The organism is Paenibacillus sp. MZ04-78.2 (assembly GCF_024213375.1).
Lineage (GTDB): Bacteria > Bacillota > Bacilli > Paenibacillales > NBRC-103111 > Paenibacillus_G.
The window spans coordinates 49563-74588 of the sequence record NZ_JANAVJ010000022.1; the positions used below are offsets into that span (position 1 = coordinate 49563).

Sequence of the window (25026 nt, forward strand, 5' to 3'; positions counted from 1 at the left end):
CGGTTTAGATCCTTAGCAGAGTGAGGTGCTCGCATGTCGGGGAATACCAGTCAAGAAGAGTATTGGGTGAACGTGTTTGACGAAGAAGATCGGTTAAGCGTGCTTCCACCCTTTAAAGCAGCGGACTCCGTATCATGGAACCGTGAAGCCTACCGGGAAGAGTGTTGGAACGGCTCTTTATCTCAAGCGGTATCGAAGCGAATAACGGACTTGGCCAATGGCTCGGAGATGGCTGTTTATTTACTTGTCGCAGCAGGGATGCAGTGTTTATTATCCCACTATACCGATAGGTCGAGCGTCATTGTGGGCATTCCGACAACCACGAAGAAGAAGGGCAGCTCCTCGGTAATTAATCCCATCGTTCCTTTCAAGCATGTGCTGAACAGCGGGAGCACGTTCTCGGCGTTGTTTACCCAGTTAAAGGAAGGGGTGGCTCAGGTGCTCAGGCATCAGAACGTTCCCTTTCCCAAAATGGTTCAGCACTTAGATATGCTGTACCCGGATGAGCATACCCCGTTATTTCCAATCGTCATTTCGCTAAATGAACTGCATGGTTTCACGTTTAAAGAAGAAATTTTCGCCGACACGCTATTTCATTTTGATTTGGAAAACAACAGCTTGAATGTGAAGGTCTATTATAACGGCAGTCTCTATGACAGGCCCTACCTGGAGCAAGTCGTGGCGCATCTTGACCGGATGCTCGCCGCAGCTTTGTTCCAGCCGAATGCTCCGCTTCACGGAATCGAGATGCTGCGCGAAGCGGAGAAACAACAAATATTATTTCATTTTAACGATACGGCCGTCGATTTTTCCGAAAGCCGAACGACGTTTCAACTCTTCGAAGAGCAAGTGAAGCGGACACCGAATCATACGGCCGTTAAGCTTGGAAGCCAGCAGCTGACCTACCGCGAATTGGATACGAAAGCCAATCAACTGGCAAGAATACTCCGAAATTACGGGGTCCAGCCCGATACGCTGGTAGCGATCATGACGGAGCGTTCGCTGGAGATGGTCGTCGCCATGCTCGCGGTCTGGAAAGCGGGCGGAGCTTATGTGCCTCTGGACCCTCAGTATCCGCAAGAGCGGCTTCAGCATATGCTGCAGGTTGCCAAGGCTGGTCTTCTCTTGGTTCAAGGCGATGTAGAAGGCGATCTCCGCTTTGCGGGAACCGTACTCGATTTGAACGACGAAGCATCGTATCATCCGGACGGAAGTGCATTGCTGCCCATTGCGCAGCATCATCATTTGGCCTATGTCATCTATACCTCCGGTACGACAGGGAAGCCGAAAGGGGTCATGATCGAGCATAGCGGGATTGCGAACGCGCTCCAATGGAAGAAAGCTTTGTTCCATTTTCCCGAGCAGGATCGTGTGCTTGTATTGTATCCTTATGTATTCGATGCTTTCATCTTAAATTTCTTCGGTCCGTTGGTATCGGGCGCTACGTTGTATCTTCTTCCTGAAGAAGAGAACAAAGACCTTTTCGCCATTCAAAAGGTGTTGACCGAGGAGAAAATTACTCGGTTCACAACTTCGCCACGCTTGCTAAGCGCGATGATAGCACAAATGAAAGCGGAAGACCTCCGTTACGTTCAACATGTGGTCGTCGGCGGAGAACAGCTTGAACCGGCCACGGTTGAAAGGCTGTTTGCTTTGCGGCCGCAGATTCGGCTCATTAATGAATATGGCCCGACGGAAAATAGCGTCATCACGACGTTTCACCCCGTTCACACCGTCCATGAGCGGATTACCATCGGTAAGCCGGTGGCCAATAACCAGGTCTATATCCTGGGAACCCACGGGCATATCCAGCCGATTGGCGTGCCGGGAGAGCTGTTCGTGGCAGGAGCGGGGGTAGCTCGCGGTTATCTTCACCAGCCGGAGCTAACGAAGCAAAAATTTGTTCCGCATCTGCTGGCGAACGGGCAGACCATGTATCAAACAGGGGATAGCGCCCGTTGGCTGCCGAACGGTACGATCGAATATTTGGGCCGAATCGACCAGCAGGTGAAAATTCGCGGTTTCCGCATCGAACTTGGCGACGTGGAGACGGCGCTGCTCAGTCTGGATGCGGTTCATGAGGCGGTTGTCACTACGCGAAAGGACAAGGACGGGGCCGATCAATTGGTCGCCTATTATACCGGGGAGTTTAACGGGACGGTAAGTCAGTTTCGAGACCTGCTCTCGCATAAATTACCCGATTACATGATTCCTTCCGTCTTTATTCATCTGGAGCAAATCCCGCTTACGACCAATGGGAAGCTGGATAGGAAAGCTTTGCCGGATGCCGAAGACAAAACACGCGCTGAAAGGGAATACGTAGCGCCTCGCAACGAGGTGGAGGAGCTGCTCAGCTCCATTTGGCAAACGGTGCTTGGCGCGGAAAAGATCGGAATTCAGGATAGTTTCTTTGACTTCGGAGGGGATTCCATTAAATCGCTTCAGGTCTCCTCGCGGTTGTATCAAGCCGGCTACAAAGTAGACATGAAATATATGTTTAACTATCCTACCATCGCTGAGCTAAGCCCATGGATCGAACCGGTCAGCCGAATAGCCGAGCAAGGGGAAGTCAAGGGAAGCACGAGGTTCAGCCCGATTCAGCACTGGTTTTTTGAACAAAAAATGCCGAATTTCCACCATTATAATCAGGCGGTGATGATCCATTCGCCTCACGGCTTTCAAGAAGCTCCGCTTCGGTCGGCTCTGAGCGAGATCGCCAAGCATCACGATGCGCTGCGGATGATCGTAGAAGAGCAGTCGGGCGGTTACAGCGCCCGTATTGCCGCTATTGACGAGAGCAAGCTGTTTGAGCTTGAGATCGTGTCTTGTCAAGAAGACACCGATCCGGGCCATGTAATCGAAAGCCACGCGAACCGAATTCAAAGCAGCATCGATGTAAGTCGCGGGCCTTTACTGAAAGTCGGTTTGTTCCGGTGTGCGGACGGGGATCATTTGCTTTTTGTCGTTCATCATCTGGTGATTGACGGCGTGTCTTGGAGAATTCTTTTAGAGGACTTTGCCAGCGGTTATGAGCAAGCCGTACAGGGTCAGTCGATCCGGCTTCCGCAGAAAACCGATTCTTTCTCGTTCTGGGCAGAGCAAGTAGAGCAATATGCATCGGGCACCGCGATAGAGCAGGAGCTGGCTTATTGGGTGGAGCTCGCAGGTGAGCCGATCCGGGCATTGCCCAAAGACTACGATCACCCAACCTCCTTCGTGGAGGATAGCGACGTTATTACGGTTCAGTGGACTCAGGAAGAAACCGAGAGGTTGCTCATGCAAGCGAACCGGGCCTACAACACGGAAATGAACGATCTGCTGCTTACCTCGCTTGGACGGGCTGTTCATCTTTGGACCGGAATGGAAAAAATGGCGGTGAATCTGGAAGGGCATGGACGGGAGCCGATACTGCCGGATTTGGATATTAGTCGCACGGTGGGCTGGTTTACGAGTCAATACCCCGTCATCCTGCATATCGAGGCTGGAAAATCGCTGCCGCAGCATATTAAATCCGTGAAGGAAACGCTCAGGCGGGTCCCTGCGAAAGGCATGAATTACGGTATCTTGAAGCAGGTGTCCGGGCGCTCCGAAGCGGGCCTCCTGCATATGGAACCGGATATCAGCTTTAATTACTTGGGCCAGTTTGACCAGTCCTTCGAAGATCATGCTTACCAGCTGTCGCCCTATTCATCAGGGTCCTCGATGAACGGACAACAAAGGAGAACGGCAGCCCTGGAGCTAAACGGCATGATTGCCGAAGGAGTATTGACTCTGTCGCTTAGTTACAGCCGCAAGCAGTACAACTCATCGTCCATCGAACAATTCGCCCAGCTGCTGAGAGACAGTTTGCAGCAAATCGTTACGCATTGCGTAGACCAGCCGCATAGCTCGCTGACACCAAGCGATGTTTTATTGAAAGATATTACGATCGACGAATTGGATCAGTTATTGGAGCAAACGCGTGAATTCGGCATAGCCGAACAGATTTATCCTCTGACCCCCATGCAGAAAGGCATGTTATTTCACAGTCTGCTTGATCCAAGCTCAGCGGCTTATTTTCAGCAAACCCGATTTGATCTGAACGGATGGCTGGACATCCAACGATTTACCGAGAGCTTGGAGGCTTTAGCGCAAAAGTATGAGATTTTTCGCACCAATTTCTACAGAGGCTGGAAGGATCAGCCTTTGCAAATGGTTTGGAAAGACAAAAAAATCGGCTTGTCCAGCGTAGATTTGCGCGAGATGGACGAGACCGGGCAAGAACGATCGGTCCGCGAATACGCCCGGCAAGATCGGCTGCGGGGATTTGATTTGGCTAAGGACGCCTTAATGCGCGTTTCGATTCTTCACATGTCCGATACCCGTTATCATTTCATATGGAGCTTTCATCATATCTTGATGGATGGCTGGTGCCTACCTCTGATTACGGAGGAAATTTTTGGTGATTATTTTGCGCGGATGCAGCAGAAGCAGCTCCCGCCGTCACGCCTAACTCCTTACCGAGTGTACATGGAGTGGCTTGACGAGCAAAATGAGGAAGAGGCCCGGCGCTACTGGGATCAATATTTGGACGCTTACAGCGAACAAACGCTTCTGCCGAAAGACGGTCAGCCGGCCGAAGATGAACCTTACCTGCCGGAGCAAGTAACAGGCGTCATCGACGCGGAGCTTGCCTTGCGGTTGAAAGAGAGTGCCAGTAGGCATCATGTCACCCTGAATACCTTGCTGCAGACGGCGTGGGGAGTTCTGCTGCACACCTATAATTCCAGCCAGGACGCCGTATTCGGCAGCGTTGTGTCGGGCAGGCCGGCGGCCATTCCGAACGTGGAAACGATGATCGGTTTATTTATCAATACGATTCCTGTACGAATACAAGGGGAGGCCAGTATCACGTTTGCCGAGCTTATGAGAAGAACGCAGGAGAAAGCCATCGCCTCCCAACATTATGAAACCTACCCTTTGTACGAAATTCAAGCCCGCACGATCCAGAAGCAGCATTTAATTACGCACCTGATGGTTTTCGAAAATTATCCGGTCGGCCAGTACATGGAAAGCATCGGAGGCGAATACGGTTCGCCGATCGAGATTTCCAAGGTACAAATGGAAGAACAGACCAATTATGATTTGAATGTGATCGTTATCCCGGGGGAAACCATCAGATTACAATTCACTTACAATGCCAGGGTATACAACCGGGCTACCATTGAGCGAATGCAAGGGCATTTGCTGCACATTTTGCAGCAGGTCGCAAGGGATGCGGATGTTCGGGTGAGCGAGCTGGACATCTTAACAGACCAAGAACGAACAACGCTTCTTCATACCTGGAACGACACGGCAGCGGAGTTCCCGCAGGCTCTGGTTTATCGATTGTTTGAAGCGCAGTCGCTGCAAACGCCGGATCGTCCGGCGGTTATCGCTCACGGACAGCAGCTCACGTACGTACAGCTCAACGAGCGGGCCAACCAACTGGCCCGGCATGTAAGAGCTCGAAGCGGACAAGCGAATCCGTTCGTTGCTGTCATTAGCGAACATAGTATTGAACTGGTGATCGGAATTTTGGCCGTTCTCAAAGCCGGCGGCGCGTACGTGCCCATCGATCCCGACTACCCGGAGGACCGTATCCGCTACATGCTGGACGATTCCAAAGCCTGCTTAGTCCTTACGCAGTCCCATCTCCGGCGAAAGTTTGACTTTGAAGGAATGACCGTGCTGCTGGATGAGGAAAGCTCATACGACCAAGATTGCTCGAACCTTGAAGAGGTCGGCGGAGCGAATGATTTGGCTTATATGATCTACACCTCCGGTTCCACCGGAAAACCGAAGGGAGTACTCATTGAGCACCGGGGCTTGACGAATTATATCTGGTGGGCGAGAGAGGTTTATGTCAAGGGCGAGCCAACTAATTTTCCGCTGTACTCATCGATTTCCTTCGACCTGACGGTAACTTCCATCTTCACTCCGCTGGTCACAGGAAATGCCATTATCGTATTCAGCGGAGCCGATAAAGCCGCATTGCTGGCCTCTATCGTACAGGACCCCAGAGTGGATATTATCAAGTTGACTCCTGCCCATTTGCAGGCATGGAAAGAAATGAACATCGCTGGCCCGACAACCGTTCGGAAGCTAATTGTGGGAGGAGAGAATTTAAGCACTCGGCTCGCTCAAAGCATCCACGAACAATTACACGGAGAAATTGAAATATTTAATGAATACGGGCCGACGGAGACGGTTGTCGGCTGTATGATTCATCGCTATGATGCAGCGCTTGATAAACGTGAATCGGTGCCGATCGGCAAGGCTGCGGCCAATACAAGTCTGTTCCTGCTGAATCACGGCTTGAAGCCGGTGCCGGTCGGCGTTCCCGGAGAGCTTTTTATCAGCGGAGCCGGTGTAGCCAGAGGCTATTGGAACCGGCCGGAGCTGACGGCGGAGAAATTCATCGATCACCCGTTTGTTCCCGGAACCCGCATGTACAGAACAGGGGACTTGGCCCAGTGGCTACCGGACGGAAAGATGGAGTATCTAGGCCGGATGGACGAGCAGGTCAAAATCCGAGGTTACCGCATCGAAATCGGCGAGATTGAAGCTGCTCTACAGCAAATGGCTGAAATCAAAGAAGCCGTTGTTGCGGCCCAAACCGATGCCCATGGGTTTCAGCAGTTATGCGCCTATTACGTAAGCGATCGCCCGCTGCCATCATCGCAGCTGAGGGAGCATCTGTCTCGCGGGCTGCCCGGCTTCATGGTTCCGGCCTATTTTGTCCATTTGGAGCAAATGCCGTTAACGTCCAATGGCAAATTGAACCGGAAGGCGCTGCCTGTCCCCGATCTTCGGCATCAGGAGCGCGCAGCGTACAGGGCGCCACGGACGAAAGTGGAGGAAATGCTTGTTTCGATCTGGGAAGCCATCTTGGGTACGGAAGGCATCGGGATAGGTGACCATTTCTTCGATCTGGGCGGAGACTCCATTAAATCGATTCAACTGTCATCCAGGCTGAATCAGCTTGGTTATCGCCTGGAAATTAAACATTTGTTTAAGTTTCCGACGATCGCTGAATTAAGTCCGCATGTTGAGCTAAGCAGAAGAGCCGCGGAGCAAGGCGAGGCCGTGGGCCGTGTGATGCTGACTCCGATACAGTATTGGTTTTTCGAACAATTTACTGTAGATCCGCATTATTACAATCAAGCGGTCATGCTGCATGCGCCGGACGGATTGAAGGAAATGCCGCTTCGTCAAACGCTGCACAAGCTTGCCGAGCATCACGATGCCCTGCGCATGGTGGCTGTCCAAACGGAAAACGGCTACGAGGCCTGGAATTTGGAGATTGCCCGAAGCAGCTTGTATCAGCTGGAAGTCTTCGATTTGCAAGAAAACCCCGCTCCCGGGCCGGACATTGAAGCGAAGGCGAACGAGATCCAAGGCAGTATTCGCTTAAGCGACGGACCTTGGATGAAAGCCGCTTTGTTCCGTTGTGCAGATGGAGATCATTTGTTCATCGCCATTCATCATCTGGCGGTAGACGGCATATCCTGGCGCATCCTGCTTGAAGATATCGCCAGCGGATACAAGCAGGCCGAAAGGGGACAAGCCATCCGGCTTCCTCTAAAAACGGACTCCTTCCGACTATGGTCCGAGCGTTTGACCGCTTATGCACAGAGTGAAGCGATGAGCAAGGAAGCGGCGTATTGGAGCCAACTGGAGCAGCGCGGCTTCGAATGCCTGCCCAAGGACTTCCCCGAACAGGATGGATTCAGCCGAGACAGCGAGACGGTAACGGTCGAATGGAGCAAGGAAGAGACGGACCAGCTTATCAAGCATGCCCACCGTGCCTATAACACCGACATGAACGATCTATTGATCACGTCCCTCGGCCTTTCTGTTTCGCGATGGTCGGGACTTGAACGGATTGCGCTTCATTTGGAAGGGCACGGAAGGGAACCGATTATCCCGGATCTCGATATTTCCCGCACGGTGGGCTGGTTTACAAGCTTGTTTCCCGTTGTTCTCCAACTGCCGCCGGGCAAACCATTATCCGCTTCGATCAAAGCGGTGAAAGAGGAACTAAGGCATATTCCCCATAAAGGAATCGGGTATGGCATTCTGAAGTATTTAGCCAAAACGGAGGTGCCGCGATCCGGTCTGCAGCCGGAAATAAGCTTTAATTACTTGGGTCAGTTCGATCAAGATTTGCAGCAGCATGAGATTCGGCTATCTCAGTACTCCGCCGGCTCGGATTCAAGCGGCAATCAGCGCAGGCCGTACGTGCTCAATGTGAACGGAATGATAACCGGAGGACAACTAAGGCTGACGATCAATTACAGCCATAAGCAGTACGCCAGGGAGACGATCGAACGGTTGTCGGCCTTTCTTCATCAAGAGCTTCGGGCTGTCGTAGCTCACTGCATGAGCAAAGAGCAGCCCGAACTCACGCCAAGCGATATTTTGCTCCAAGGCTTGACTGTGAACGAATTGGATCAGCTTCTGGATCAGCTGCCGGACTCCGGGGCTATTGAGAACATTTATCCGCTGACTCCCATGCAGAAGGGAATGCTGTTCCACAGCTTGCTGAATGCAGAATCCGGCGCCTATTTTGAACAAGCATCGTTCGATTTGGACGGAGAGGTGCGGATCGAAGCGCTAGGGGCAAGTCTGGAGCGTGTTTTTGACCAATATGCCGTGCTTCGGACCCGTTTTTATAACGGCTGGAACGATGTCCCTCTGCAAATTGTGTACCGGAAGCAAAAACCGGAGATCTACGTTTCGGATTTGCGCGGCATCGAAGAGGCTCAACGCGACGCGGCCTTGCAAGCGTTCCGAAGCGAGGACCGGGAACGGGGATTTGATTTAACTCAAGGTCCTTTGATGCGGGTGGCGATTTTCCGCGTTCAAGACCGGCGGTATCATTTGATCTGGAGCTTTCATCATATTGTCATGGACGGCTGGTGCCTGCCGCTTGTGACCCGTGAAGTGTTTAATCATTACTTCACTCTGCTGAAGGGGCAGGAAGCGGAGTCTGCTTACACGCCTCCATTCAGCGAATACATCGAATGGCTGCAGCGGCAAGACGTTGAGGCGGCGAAACGGTATTGGAACGAATATTTGGAGGGCTATGAGGGGCAAACCCGGATACTTCGCAAAAGCACCCCGCAAGCTCAGAGAGCCTATGCGTACGCCAGCGTCACCTGCCGGGTAGACCGCGATCAGACCAGACTTTTGCAGCAGATCGCCAGCCGGCATCAAGTCACGTTAAATATACTGGTCCAAACCTTATGGGGCATTTTATTGCAAAAGTATAACGGCACGAATGATGTCGTATTCGGCAGCGTCGTGTCCGGAAGACCGGCGGATATTCCCGGTGTGGAACAAATGATCGGGCTGTTTATCAATACCGTTCCGGTTCGGGTCGTTCATGAGGAACAATGTACGTTTGTTGAAGCGATGAAAGTGAATCAAGAAAAAGCTCTGGCTTCCCGCTCCTTCGACACGTATCCCTTGTACGAAATTCAAGCGCAGACTGAGCAAAAGCAGGCTTTGATCGATCATCTTGTTATCTTCGAGAATTACCCTGTAGGCGAACGGATCGAGCAAGCAGGCCATGATGTCGCACAGCTCAGCATTGCGAATTTCCATATGGAGGAGCATTCGCACTACGATTTTAATGTGCTTGTGATTCCGCATGAACAACTGGAAATTCATTTTGGTTTTAATCAAAACGTGTATGAGCCTTCCGAAGTGGAACGGATTGGCGGGCATTTGCAACGGCTCTTGGATCAAGCAGCGCATCAGCCTCATCTTCAAATCAAGGACATGGAGCTGTTGACGCCTCAAGAAAAAGAACGACTGCTCGAAGGTGTTCTGCACTGGCGTATGAACGATCCGTCTGACGCAACGAGAGCGATTCATCAATGGTTCGAGGAACAGGCGGCGCGTACGCCGATGCAAACGGCCGTTGTATACGAGGAAGAGCGGGTCACTTATGATGAGTTGAACAAACGCGCCAACCAGCTTGCCCGAACGTTGCGGAATGCAGGGGTGAAGGATCAGCAGCTTGTCGGCATCAGGGTCGAACGTTCTATTGAGATGATGGTAGGGATTCTAGCTGTTCTCAAAGCGGGAGGGGCTTATCTGCCGATCGACCCCGATATTCCGGCGGAACGTTTTCAATATATACTGCAGGATTCGGATATCCAAGTACTGCTCGTCCAGGATGATTGGACAGAACAAGCTGCTTTTTCCGGAACTTGCCTGAACCTGCGAGCGGAACATGCCTATCTCCAAGCGGATGATAATCTGATGCTGCCGTGTCAGCCCGGTCAACTGGCTTACGTGATCTATACGTCAGGAACGACAGGCAAACCAAAAGGGGTTATGATCGAACACCGCCAAGTGGTTCATCTGGTGGAAGGGCTGCGAAGTGAGATTTTTGCCGCTTACGATGAAGCTTTGCGTGTCGCTATGCTGGCTCCGTACTACTTTGACGCATCGGTTCAGCAAATATTTGCGACTTTGCTGCTGGGCCATACCTTGTTCGTGGTTCCTAAAGCGACGGTATCCGACGCAGCGGCCTTATGCCGGTACTACCGGGAGCATCGGATTGACGTATCGGACGGCACGCCTTCGCACCTAAAGCTGTTGGCAGCAGGCGGTTCTATGGATGGCGTGCTGCTGCGGCATCTTCTCATCGGCGGAGAGGCGCTTCCGGAAACGACGGTTACCAGGTTTTTGCAATTGTTCGCGTTTCATGATCACCTGCCGGTCATTACCAACGTTTACGGACCTACCGAAACTTGCGTGGATGCTTCCTTGTTCCACATCATACCGGCTGCGCCGGATTGGCAACGAGGTCAAGCTTATCTGCTGATCGGGAAACCTATTGGCAACAACCGAATGTACGTTCTCGATTCGCAGCTGAGGCTCCAGCCTGTCGGCGTTCCGGGCGAGTTATACATTGCCGGAGACGGCGTGGGACGCGGTTACCTGAATCTGCACGAATTGACGAATGCGACTTTTCTTGAAGATCCGTTTGTCCCCTTGAGCCGGATGTACAAAACCGGGGACTTGGCTTGCCTGCTGCCGGACGGGAATCTTGACTATCTCGGTCGAATCGATCATCAGGTGAAAATCCGCGGGTTTCGGATTGAACCAGGGGAAATCGAGGCCGTGATGTTGAACCAGCCTTTGATTCAAGAAGCCGTTGTGGTGGTTTGGGAGGACGCCTTAGGCGAGCCTGAGTTATGCGGGTATTTTGTGGCGGAAGCCGCTTTGCCGCCCGGCGAGCTCAGGGCAGCGCTGGCCGAGCGGCTGCCTGCCTACATGGTCCCGACGTCCTTGGTCCAAGTGGAGCGGATTCCGCTTACTGCGAACGGAAAGCTGAATCGAAAGGGGCTGCCAGCTCCGGACGGACAGAGGAGCGCAGTCACCGAATATATGGCGCCGCGAAATGAGACCGAGCAGCAATTGGAAGAAATTTGGAAGGGGATTCTTGGCGTATCGGAGATCGGCGTGCGAGATCATTTCTTTGATATCGGAGGACACTCGCTGCGGGCGACGGCGCTTGTCGCCGCAATCCAAAAGCGGCTGAACGTTCAAATCCCGCTGCGCAAAGTATTCGAGCTTCCGACCATTGAGCGGCTTGCGCAAGAGATCATGTCATTGGAGCATTCGGCCTACGCTTCCATCCCGGTCATTGCGAAGAGACCGTATTATCCGGTTTCTTCGGCGCAAAAAAGGCTGTTTATTCTGGGGCAATTGGAAGGCGGCCAGCTTAGCTATAACATGCCAGCTTTCTTCAAAGTGAAGGGAAGGCCGGACAAGGACAGGCTGTATCAAGCCTTCGCTCAGCTGGTCCGGCGCCATGAATCTTTGCGTACCGGATTTCGAATGGCGGACGGGGAGCCTGTACAATTCGTTCTTGATCAGGTGAATTTTTCGATAGACTACTACCAGGACAGCGCACAGGATGCGGACGGCGTCATCCGCCGGTTTGTCCGCGCCTTTGAGCTCGAACAGCCTCCGCTGTTACGCGTCGGTCTCCTTGAGCTTCAGCCGGACGAAATGATCCTGCTGTTTGATATGCATCACATCATTTCGGACGGAACGTCGATCAGCATCCTCATTCAGGAATTTGTAAGGCTGTACGAGGGCAGTGCATTGGACCCGCTCAGAATTCAGTATAAAGACTACGCGGCCTGGCAAACCGGAGAAGCCCGAACTTTGCAACTCCAGAAGCAGGAAGCCTATTGGCTGGACGTATTCCGCGGGGATCTTCCCGTGCTGCATATGCCGACGGACGAGGGACGGCCAACCCATCGAAGCTTTGTGGGAGCCACGCTGCATTTCTCGCTGGATGAACGAAGAAGCTCGGGATTGAGGCGGCTGGCTTTGGAAACCGATTCTACGTTATTCATGCTGCTGCTTGCGACCTATACCGTCCTGCTCTCTAAATACAGCGGCCAAGAAGACATTATCGTGGGCACTCCAATAGCGGGCAGACCGCACGCCGACTTGGACTTCGTCATCGGGATGTTCGTGAATACGCTGGCCCTGCGGAATTACCCGGCCAAAGAAAAATCATTTACTCAACTTCTCGCCGAAGTCAAAGAGCATGCGCTGCAGGCCTATGAGCATCAAGATTATCCGTTCGAAAAACTTGTGGAGCGCTTGGATTTGACCCGGGATTTAAGCCGTAATCCGCTTTTTGACACGATGCTGGTCTTGCAAAATAACGAGCAAGCGGCCTTGCAGGCACAAGACGTAGCTTTTGAGCCTTACCACAGCGAACATACGATGGCAAAATTCGACTTGACCTTGACCGCAGTGGAAGACGAGGGCCGTATTCACTTCACGATGGAATATTTGACGTCCCTGTTCAACCCGCAAACGATCGAGCGGATGATGCAGCATTACGCGCAGCTCATTGATGCGGTTCTTGAGCGGCCGGAAGCGAGCTTGGCTTCCCTGGATATGATGTCCCTGAGCGAGAAAACGGAAATCCGGGAACGGTTTAATGGCCCAACAACGAACCATGAACGTTTCTCGACGATTCATCAGCGGTTCGAGGAGCAGGCTGAACGTACGCCCGATCAGGGTGCCGTATGGTTTAACGAAGAGATTTGGACTTACCGGGAGTTGAACGAAAGGTCCAATCAGTTGGCGCGCGCGCTGCGCGGGGCTGGCGTGGGCACCGATCGGGCCGTTGCCGTGATGACCGAGCGCTCCGCCAACCTGATCATCGGAATGATGGCGATTCTCAAGGCCGGCGGCGCTTTTCTTCCGATAGCTCCGGAGCTGCCGGAGGAACGCCGCAGCTTTATGCTGCAAGACAGCGGCGCCGGTGTACTTCTGATTCGTGCCGGTCTTACGGTGCCTCCTTCCTTTAAAGGAACCGTGATCCGCCTTGACGACTCGTCTGTTTATCAGGGGGATACAAGCAATCTTTCCCTCTCATATAGCGAAAAAGACTTGTTATACATTATTTATACCTCCGGAACAACAGGGCAGCCCAAAGGGGTGGAGCTGGAGCACAAAACGCTGGTGAACCTGCTCGCTTACGAATGGGCATATACTCCGGTGCGGTTTGACCATGTACTGCAATTTGCGGCGATGAGCTTTGATGTCTGCTACCAGGAAATCTTCTCTACGATTTTATGCGGCGGAACCTTATATATCATCGACGAAGAGGCGAAGCGGGACATTCGCCGGCTGCACGATTTCGTTAGAGTCCATGGCGTCCGGACGGTCTTTTTACCGACGGCGTTCTTCAAGCTTCTCGCATCGGAGAAAATGAATTTGGAGCCGTTGGCCGAAAACGTGGATCATATTATCGTGGCGGGAGAACAGCTTGTCGTGACGAGCTTGGTCCGCGACATGCTGGCCGAGCACAAGGTTATGCTGCACAACCATTACGGCCCTTCGGAAACGCATGTCGTTACGATGCATACCGTCGATCCGGAGAGCCGACGGGAGCTGCCACCGATTGGAAAACCAATTTCCAATACGGAGCTATTCATCGCGAATGAATCCGGAAAGCTTCAGCCTATCGGTGTTGTCGGAGAGCTTTGTATTGCCGGCGTGAGTCTTGCCAGAGGATACCATAACCAAGAAGCTTTAACACGTGACAAATTTATTCCGCACCCGTATTCGGCGAATCATCGCATGTACAAAACAGGCGATCTTGCCCGCTATTTGCCCGATGGAACGATTGAATACGCCGGAAGAATGGACCATCAGGTGAAAATCCGCGGTTACCGAATCGAGCTTGCTGAGGTTGAAGCCGCGCTGCTTCGTACCGGGGAGGTTCGGGAAGCGGTCGTTCTGGCCCGGACCGGCGCAGACGGACAAAGCGATTTGTACGCCTACTTTGTGGCGGATCATTCCGTGTCCGCCCGTCAGCTCCGAGAGAAGCTTTCCGCGCAGCTTCCGGGTTATATGATTCCGCTATATATGATGCAGTTGGAGCAAATGCCGTTGACTTCAAACGGGAAAGTCAACCGATCCGTTTTGCCGCTGCCTGAGGCGAGTTCCCAAGCGGGGGAGGGATTCGTTGCCCCAAGAACGGAGCTGGAGAAACAACTGGCTCATATTTGGGAAGAAGTGTTGAAGCTGGAGAACGTCGGCGTGACCGACAGCTTTTTCGATCTGGGAGGACACTCGCTGCGTGGAATGACTCTAATTTCCAGAATTCATACGCAATTCAAGCGAAATTTTTCCTTGAGAGACGTGTTTCAATATCCCACGATTGAAGAGATGGCTACTCTCTTGGCAAGCTCAGAGGTTCACGGACCGAGCCATATTCCGGCTGCCGAGGTGAAAGCCGCTTATCCCGTGACCTCCGTTCAAAAGCTGATTTACCTTTCGGCGCAAATCGAAGGCGGGGAATTAGGCTACAACATGCCGGGAATCTTGATGCTGGAAGGAAAGATCGACGTGGATCGGCTGCGAATGGCGTTCGAAGCGTTAATCCAGCGTCATGAATCGCTGCGTACCGGTTTTGAAATGATCCAAGGGGAGCCGATGCAGGTGATACATCCCGAAGTGGAATTTTTCATCGAGATGTACCGTGCCACAGAAGAGGAGACCGAGTCCATCATTCGCAGCTTCATACGGGCATTTGACCTTAGCCGCGCTCCGCTGCTTCGATGCGGACTCATTGAATGGAACCCAGAGCAGCATATCTTCATGTTTGACATGCACCATATGATCACGGACGGCGCTTCGATGACGATCTTTGTTGAGGAACTGATGCAGTTGTATGAAGGACGAGAGCTGATACCTCTGCGGATTCAGTTCAAAGACTTCACGGTATGGCAGCAGCAAGAGAAACAGAAGGAGCGTATCCGAAACCAGGAGAACTACTGGCTGCAGGTATTCCATACGGAGGTTTCGCCACTGGAACTGCCGAACGACCTTCCGCGGCCGCCCATTCGAAGCTTCGAGGGACAGCGTTATGACTTTGTGCTCGATGCGTCGCTGATTGAAGGCGTTAAGCAAATCGAAGACATGACCGGCTCCACCACGTATATGGTTCTGCTGGCCGTTTATGCCTCGATGCTGGCGAAATATAGCGGTCAGGACGATCTCGTCATAGGGACGCCCATTGCGGGCAGAGTCCATGAAGATGTGCAGAACATCATCGGTATGTTTGTGAATACCTTAGCGATACGAACGGCCCCGGTTGGGGAAAAGACGTTTATCGAGTATGTCCACGAGCTCCGGGAAACGATGCTGGAGGCTTACGAGCATCAAGAGTATCCATTTGAGCAGTTGGTCGAAAAGCTTGGAGTGAAAAGGGATTTAAGCCGCAATCCCTTGTTCGATACAATGTTCGTCTTCCAAAATACGGAGCAAACGGAAATGACCCTTGAAACGATTGCGGTTAAGCCTTACGAACAAACGCATACGGTAGCCAAGTTCGATCTGCAGCTAAACTTCGCGCCAGCGCAAGAAGGGCTGCAGGGCAGCTTCGATTACTGCACGAAGCTGTTCAAAAAGAAGACGATTGCCGCCATGGCGAGCGACTATATGCTGATGCTGACGGCAGTTATCGAGAACCCGGCCATTCCGTTAAACGAGCTTTCATTAAGTCAGAAAACAGCGAAAAGCGACCACTTCGCGAGCGTCATTGAACTTCAATTCTAGACGAAGAAGTGTAAACTGTCGCCGGTTATCCCCGCTCATTGCTCAAGTGAGCGGGGAGCATAGCGGCGCCTTCGGAGCAGAAGTTCAAACCTATTGGAGGGATGTGGGATGTCCGTGTCAGAGTATCAACAACGAGAACGGTTTTGGAGCAGTAGGTTTGAACCGGAAGATCACCTGATCTCATTGCCCTCGTTCAAACTATCGGATTCTTCCGAAGAGTCCGACTCTGGAAGCACTTCTGCAAGCATGTCGGCTCCCTTACCGGCTGAAATCTCGCAGCGCATTATGACTATGACGGGCGGATCTCCTATAGCTGTCTATCTAGTGCTTTTGGTCGGCGTAGAGTTCCTCCTGTATAAATATACAGGGGAAGAAAGCCTGATTGTGGGCATGCCTACCGTTGAGGACGAAACGGATGAGAGCCTTCGTCTGGATCAGGTTATCCTGATTAAGCAACAGCTAGAGGCAGACAGTACGTTTAAAACCGTATTTCAGGCGTTGAATCAAACCATCGGTCCAGCGGTTACACATCAGCATATCCCTTTCCATAAGATGATCGGGCCATTAGATGTGAACTATGATTCTGAGCAGCGGCCGGTCATCCGCACGATCGTTTCCTTGGATAACATTCATACGACGCGTTTCAAGGAAACGGCGGCATCGGAGATCTGGTTTCAATTCGATCTGAGCGGCGATTCGATTGGCTTGAAACTGACCTATGATACATCCGCATATGACCATTCGTTTATTAAGCAAGTGACCCGGCATTTGCATCGCATCTATTCGATTATATTGTTTCAGCCCGATCTTGCCATTCGGCAGCTGGACATACTGACTGAACAGGAAACCAACCACTTTCTGCAAGCATTCAAGAATACCTCGGCCGACTATCCGAAGAATAAGCCGATTTATCGGCTGTTCGAGGAACAGGTCGCAAGAACGCCGGATCAGATCGCCGTTCTGGGGGAGCATGAGCCGTTGACATACCGGCAATTGAATGAGCGTTCCAACCAACTGGCAAGGTCGCTGCTGGCTAAGGGACTGCAGGCCGAACAGTTTGTGGGTATCATGGCGGAGCGGTCTTGCGAAATGCTGATTGCGGTTCTGGCTGTTTTGAAAGCCGGAGGAGCCTATGTGCCCATCGATCCAGACTATCCGGAGGATCGCGTGCGTTACATGCTGGAGGATTCTGGAGCGCGGCTGCTACTGATTCAGAAGCATTTGCAGGAGCGGACTGCTTTTGCCGGGATACGAGTGGATCTGAACGACAGCGCGGCTTTCGACCAGGACGGTTCGAACGTGAATTTGACCGTAAATCCGCTTGGACTTGCTTATGTCATTTACACCTCCGGCACGACAGGAAGGCCGAAAGGGGCTATGATTACCCACCAAGGGCTGGTCAACTACATCTGGTGGGCCAAAGAGGTGTATGTGGGGGAGGATCGGCTGGATTTCCCGCTTTATTCCTCCATTTCTTTCGACTTGACGGTAACTTCGATATTTACGCCCTTGATTACCGGCAATAGGGTACGTATATACGAAGGAGAGGACGCTGTCTCCTTCATCCGTCGTATCGTCGAGGAGAACCAAGTGGACATCATTAAGCTAACTCCGACCCATCTAAGCCTGATTTCAGAATGGAAGGAGCCTCAAGGCACGAGAATCCGCAAGCTGATTGTAGGCGGGGAAAATCTAAGCGTCAGCCTGGCCAAAAGCATTCATGAGCAATTTGGCGGGAACATTGTGATTTTTAACGAATACGGCCCGACGGAAACGGTCGTCGGCTGCATGATTCACCGTTACGATCCGACAAAAGACACGCGGGAGTCGGTGCCGATCGGGACTCCTGCTGCCAACGTCAGCATTTATTTGCTCGATGCGCAGCAAAATCTTGTGCCGGTGGGCGTACCCGGCGAAATGTATATTGCCGGCGACGGAGTAGCCATGGGGTATTACAATCGTCCCGAACTAACGGAGGAGAAATTCGTAGAGCCCCCTATTGGCGCAGGGCAGCGCATGTACCGGACAGGCGATCTGGCCAGATGGCTGCCGGACGGAACGATCGAGTATATGGGGCGAATCGATCAACAAGTGAAAATCCGGGGATACCGGATTGAAACGGCCGAGGTGGAAGCCGCGTTATTGCGGATAGACGGCATTCAGAAAGCCGCCGTTCTCGCTGCAGACCATCCCCACGACGCAAGCTTGTGCGCTTATTATGTCGCAAGCAAGGCGTTGAGCCGCAAGGAGATTGAAGAGCAATTATCGCAGAGCCTTCCCGCCTTTATGATTCCGTCTTATTTGATTGCATTGGAGGCTCTTCCGCTGACGGCTAACGGAAAATTGGACCGCCGCGCCTTGCCTTCGCCGTCTGAGAAAGTACAAGAAGGGACCGATTACACCGCGCCGCGGACAAAGCTGGAGCAGCTGCTCGCCGCCGTATGGGAATCGGTGCTGGGCGTCAAGCGGGTGGGGATCACGGATCATTTTTTTCAACTGGGCGGCGACTCCATCAAATCGATTCAAGTGACCTCCAGGCTATACCAAGCCGGATACAAATTTGAAATTAAACATTTGTTTAAATATCCGACCATCGCGGAGCTTATTCCTTATGTAGAGCCGGTTACCCGGTTGGCCGAGCAGGGAGAAATCCGGGGTACGGTAGCGCTGACTCCGATTCAGCGTTGGTTTTTCGCCCAGCCGTTTCCCGATCAGCACCATTATAATCAAGCGGTTCTGCTTTATTGGAAGGATGGGCTTGAGGAAGACAAGCTTCGAGCCATGATGACCAAACTTGTGGAGCATCATGATGCTTTGCGCACGGTATTTGTTCCAACCGCTCAAGGATATGAAGCCAGAAACCGCGGCATCGACGAAGGCGAATTGTTCAGCCTCGACGTGTTTGCCTTGTCGGAAGAACAAGAGATTGCCGAAGAGGTCGAAGCACGAGCGGAAGAGATTCAACGATCTATTCATTTGGCCGAGGGCCCGCTGGTTAAGCTGGGATTGTTTCAATGCCAAGAGGGCGAGCATTTGCTAATTGTCGTCCATCATCTCCTCATCGACGGGATCTCCTGGCGGATTTTATTTGAGGATTTGGCGACTGCCTACGAGCAGCTAATGAAGGGAGAATCGATCCAGCTTCCGAAGAAAACAGACTCCTACCAGCTATGGGCTGAAGAGCTGGAGCGTTATACGCGAAGCGTAGAATTTGACAAAAGCAAGTCGTATTGGCACCGGCAACCCTATGCGTCGGCTCCTGCATTGCCCAAGGACACGGAGGAGGACGCCGGCCTTATCCAGGACCAGGAAACGGTTGTCGTGCAGTGGACAACGGAGGAAACCGAACGTTTGGTAACCCAAGCGAACCGGGCTTATACGACCGAAATGAATGACTTATTGCTGACCGGATTGGGGATCGCCATCCATCAATGGACGGGGCATGAAGAAATCCTTATTCAGCTCGAAGGCCACGGCAGGGAACCGATTATTCCGGACCTCGATATTTCGCGTACCGTGGGCTGGTTCACAAGCCAGTACCCGGTTATTCTTTCCATCGGAGCTAATCAGGGCACGTCTCAGCGGATTCGCTCCGTGAAGGAACAGCTGCGCCAAATTCCCCAGAAAGGAATCGGCTTCGGTCTGCTCCGATATGGGTTGGCTTCTTCCGACGTCTTCGAACCGGCGAAGCATCCCGAAATTAGCTTTAATTACCTTGGTCAATTCGAGCAGGAATGGAGCAGCGGAGCCGTGGAGGTATCTCCGTACTCCAGCGGAGCCCTATCGAGCAGGCGGCAGCCCTTGCTTTATTCGCTTGATATGAACGGCATGATAGCCGCCGGCCGGTTGTCGCTCGCGATTAGCTACAGCGGCAAGCAATACCGAAAAGAAACGATAGAGCGCTTCGCTGAGCTTCTGAGAACTAGCTTACGGCAAGTCGTCGATCATTGCGTGGAGCAGGACCGTATTCAGCTGACGCCGAGCGACATAGTGCTGAAGGGAATGTCGATGGAAGCGTTGGATCACCTGGTCCGGCAATCCGAGAATCTCGGAGTGGTGGAGAATGTTTATCCGTTAACTCCAATGCAAAAGGGAATGCTGTTCCACAGTCTGATCGATTCGGCCTCCGGTGCTTATTTTGAGCAAGCGGCGTTCGAGCTGCGGGGACATCTCGATATCGGGGCATTCGTCAAAAGCTTGGAACAGTTAACAGAAAGACACGACATCCTGCGGACGAATTTTTATGCCCAATGGCAGCAGCCCTTGCAGCTCGTGTTCCGGGAGAAACCGGTGGAGACGGTCGTTCGAGATATTCGCGGCCTGAACGATCAGGAACGCTGCAACTCTATCGACGCTTTTATCCAAGAGGATAAGGCGCGGGGGCTCGATCTCACTTGCGACGCTTTAATGCGCGTAACGATTCTGCGAACCGGGGAAGAGCGGACGAGAATCATTTGGAGCTTTCATCATATTCTCATGGACGGCTGGTGCTTGCCGCTTATTACCAAGGAAGTATTTGATGCCTACTATGCGCTTCTTGAACGGAGGCAGCCGGCACGCGGAGCTTTGACGCCGTACAGCCGTTATATCGAGTGGCTGGGCGAACAGGAGCATGAGCGGGCAGCGGCTTATTGGCGGAATTATCTGGACGGTTACGAAGGACAAACCGTTCTGTTGAAAGATCCGGGCGCGTCCGCCTCCGGAACCTATCGGAAGCAAAGGCATATCGGCAGATTAGGGAAAGCCCTCACCGAGCAGCTTCAAAGAACCGCAAGCGACCACCAGGTCACGGTAAATACGTGGATTCAGACCGCTTGGGGGTTACTGCTGCAAAGGTACAACTCAAGTACCGATGTCGTGTTCGGTACAGTCGTATCAGGCCGGCCGGCTGAAATTCCGGGGATTGAAGCCATGATCGGTTTGTTTATCAACACCATTCCCGTGCGCGTTCAGGCACAGACGGAAATGACGGTTGCCGAGTTGGTGAAACGAAATCAGGAGCAGGCGCTGGCCTCTCAAGAGTACGATACTTATCCCCTGTATGAGATTCAGGCTCAAACCCCGCAAAAGCAGCAGCTGATCAGTCACATCATGGTGTTTGAGAATTATCCGGTCGAGAAACAGATGGAGCAGCTTAACCGGAATGACAAGGTATTGGAAATCACCGACTTTTATATGGAAGAACATACGCATTATGATTTTACTTGTATCGTCATACCGGCTGAAGAAATGGAAATCCATTTTGTCTACAATGCGGAAGCGTATGATCGGCCCAGTGTCGAACGGATGCAGAGCCACTTGATGGAGCTTATTCGGCACATGCTGAGCGAACCCATGGCCCGTATTTGTGAATTGAATCTGCTAGGGGAAGAGGAGCGAACGCTTCTTACCGAGACATGGAACGACACGGCAGCCGAATATCCGAGACAAGAAACGATCCATCACTTGTTCGAGGAGCAGGCGAGACGCACGCCGGATCATCCGGCTGTTAAATATGAGCAGCAGGTGCTGACGTATCATGCGTTAGACGAACGGGCGAATCGGCTGGCACGGACCTTGCTTGCGAAGGGGCTGCAACCTGAGCAGCTCGTCGGGATCATAGCGGAGCGCTCGCTGGAGATGGTGATCGGTATTCTTGCCATTTTAAAAGCAGGCGGTGTCTATGTCCCGATCGATCCCGATTATCCGAATGAACGCATCCAATACATGCTTGAGGATTCGGCCGCTTCTATCGTGCTCACGCAAATTCACTTGCTGGAAAACGTTGTTTATCAAGGACAAGTCATTTTCCTGGATGACCCGGCTTCCTACGATGTCGATCCGGCCCGTCCAAGGACAAATGTACCTTCCAACCAGTTAGCCTATGTCATCTATACGTCAGGAACGACCGGGAATCCGAAAGGAACGCTCATTGAGCACAAAAATGTGGTTCGTTTATTGATGAACAGCCGTAATCTTTTTGATTTTAACGAATCGGATACTTGGACCTTGTTTCACTCCTTTTGCTTTGATTTCTCCGTATGGGAAATGTTTGGGGCTTTACTGCATGGGGGCAAGCTCGTCATCGTTCCGAAAAAAACGGCAAGAAGCCCGGAGAGTTATATGCAATTGCTGCGTTCGGAAGCGGTCACCGTCTTGAACCAGACGCCTAGTTATTTTTACCAGTTACAGCAGTTAGACAAAGGCAATTCTGAGTCCGATTTGGCCATCCGTAAAATTATTTTCGGCGGTGAAGCGTTAAGTCCGTCCTTGTTGAAGGATTGGAAGCACAAGTATCCCTCTACACAGCTAATCAACATGTATGGAATCACGGAAACTACCGTCCACGTTACGTATAAAGAAATCACGGAAAGGGAAATCGAAGAGAGCAGGAGCACGATCGGACAACCGATTCCTACCCTTCAGGTTTATGTATTGAATGAATACCGGCAGCTTCAGCCTCTGGGTGTTCCCGGCGAGTTGTATGTAGCGGGGGAGGGGCTGGCACGAGGATATTTGAACAGGCCGGATTTGACGGCCGAGAGATTTGTAGACCATCCTTTTGCGCCTGATCAGAAGATGTACAAAACCGGAGATATCGCCCGTTGGCTGCCGGATGGACAGCTGGAGTATGTGGGGCGTGTTGATCATCAAGTAAAAATTCGCGGTTATCGCATCGAAATCGGTGAAGTCGAAGCGGCGCTTTTGCGCATGGAATCGATCAAGGAAGTGGCGGTCGTCGCATATGACGGTGAAGGGTCCAAGCAATTATGCGCTTACCTGGTAGGTAATGAAGGGTTGCAAACCGTGCAGCTCAAGCGCCAGCTATTGCAAAGACTGCCAGAGTACATGGTTCCCACCCATTTTGTACAGGTCGAGGCCATGCCTTTAACCGCCAATGGCAAGGTTGACCGCAAAGCTTTACCGGCACCCCATGGACATATGTCGACCGGAACCGACTATTTGGCGCCTAGCACTTGGCTCGAACAGCGGCTAACCGACATTTGGACGCAGGTATTAGCTCATCCGAAGCTAGGGGTTCAGGATAATTTCTTTGATGTGGGAGGCCATTCGCTGAAAGTCTTGCAGCTCATTCATCAGATCAATACGGATCTGGAACTGAGCTTAAAGTATCATGTCATCTATGAATATCCGACGATCGAAACGCTGGCTCGCTTCATTCAAGCCTCTGCAGCATTAGACTCGAGCAATGACAATCCTTTTATCCGGTTGAATTCAGACGGTTTGTTCCCTGTTTTTTGTTTTCCGCCGCTGCTTGGCTTTGGCTTAGTCTATAATGAACTGGCGGGCAGACTCGACGGGGACTGCGTCTTCTATGCTGCTGACTTTATCGAAGAAATGCTGTTGGAGGAGCAGTTGATTGAGCGTTATGTAGAGCATATCGTAAGCATTCAAAAAGAAGGGCCTTATATGCTGCTCGGATACTCTTCCGGAGCCAATCTGGCATTTGAGGTGGCCCAAGCTTTGGAGCGGCGCGGATATGCCGTGTCGGATATCATCATGCTGGATTCCAAGATCACCGCTTCGGTTACTTATTTATCAGAGGAAGAGATTCAAGAGATTGTCTATTTGAATATGGACATCATCCCGGAGTATTACCAAGAGTTACTCACGATACCTTTGATTCACAATAAAATTAGAAGTTATTTAGCCTATCACAATCAACTGGTCAATTCCGGCCTAGTCCGTGCTAGTATTCACCATTTGTTGTGCGAAGAGTTGAATAGGGTGGAGCGGGGATGGGAACGGTCAACAACACAGCGATATACGGAGTATAAATTAGCGGGAGAACATGTTACCATTTTTGCTCCTGATCATATGGAAGCGAATGCGGACACTCTTCGCGCTATCCTCCATCGGATCGCGGCGGAGCGGCATACAGTAACATGCCGAAATGCTTAATAATTGGTGTATAATACCAGTAAACCAAAACTTTCCTCAAAATTAAGAGGGGGGCACAACACCGTGTTGTGCCCCTTATTTATTTCCACAAAGGACTGTTCGGTGACTAAGGACTTACTTACCATCTTTGGAGTGGTGAAGGATATGAATACCGGCCTTAATTGGTACTAATAGAGCAGTTTTAATCATATCCTTATAAAAGAAAAAAATAGGAAGGAGGGTAAAGTTAAGTTGATAAAAGTTAAGGTTAGTTTAAGGCCCATTGTAAGTAAGATCAATTTACCTACTGTTTTGAAAACAACTATACTTCCGGGTGATTCAATTGAAAGCTTATTTATTACAGCCCAGGTAGGAGAGATCTTTTACATACGAAACGGAGTTATAAGAACTTTTTTTAATATTAGCCCGCGAATCAACTAGGTCTTTCTAGTGGTGGATATGATGAACGGGGCTTGCTAGGGCTGGCATTTCATCCCAAATTCTATTATAATGGTTTGTTTTATCTGCATTATTCAGTAGCTGGAACCCAAGGTCCAGGAGCTTTTCCAGGTGCTCCTCCTGAATCTTTTAAGCCTAACCCTTGTGATTCCAGAACCTTAAACCTAAAGTGGATAAATAGAGAAATTCAATACGATCATATTGATACAGTTGAAGAATGTATTCTACATCCGAATGGTCAACCTCAAAAACGGCGGACATTACTTCATATAAGAAGACCATTTTTAAACCATAATGGTGTCAATAGCTTAAACTTTTCACCTGAAACAGGAAATCTTATTTTGACAACCGGAGATGGTGGATCAGGCTATGACCCATTTAATTTAAGCCAAGATGATATGGAAATCGCAGGTAAAATAATCGAAATTGATGTAGGTAAGCATACATTTATCGATAATCCACCTGTAGTTACGTAAGCGTCAAATCCTCCACACCTAGAAAAACGACGGGATTCATGAGATCATATACGTAACTGATTACGACGCGCAC

Annotated in this window: 2 protein-coding genes and 1 pseudogene; all 3 read left to right on the forward strand. The window is 51.4% G+C overall.

Going from position 1 to position 25026, the window contains the following annotated elements:
* Positions 1–33: 33 nt before the first annotated feature.
* Entirely contained in the window at positions 34–16137 is a 16104-nt protein-coding gene (locus NLX71_RS16345) for an amino acid adenylation domain-containing protein (RefSeq protein ID WP_254364881.1), read from the forward strand.
* Between the two features lie 114 nt (positions 16138–16251).
* On the forward strand, positions 16252–24039 hold the full coding sequence (locus NLX71_RS16350) for a non-ribosomal peptide synthetase (protein ID WP_254364882.1): 7788 nt from the start codon (positions 16252–16254) through the stop codon (positions 24037–24039).
* 231 nt (positions 24040–24270) lie between these two features.
* Positions 24271–24950, forward strand: a pseudogene (locus NLX71_RS16355) (PQQ-dependent sugar dehydrogenase); the annotation flags it as partial.
* Positions 24951–25026: the final 76 nt, after the last annotated feature.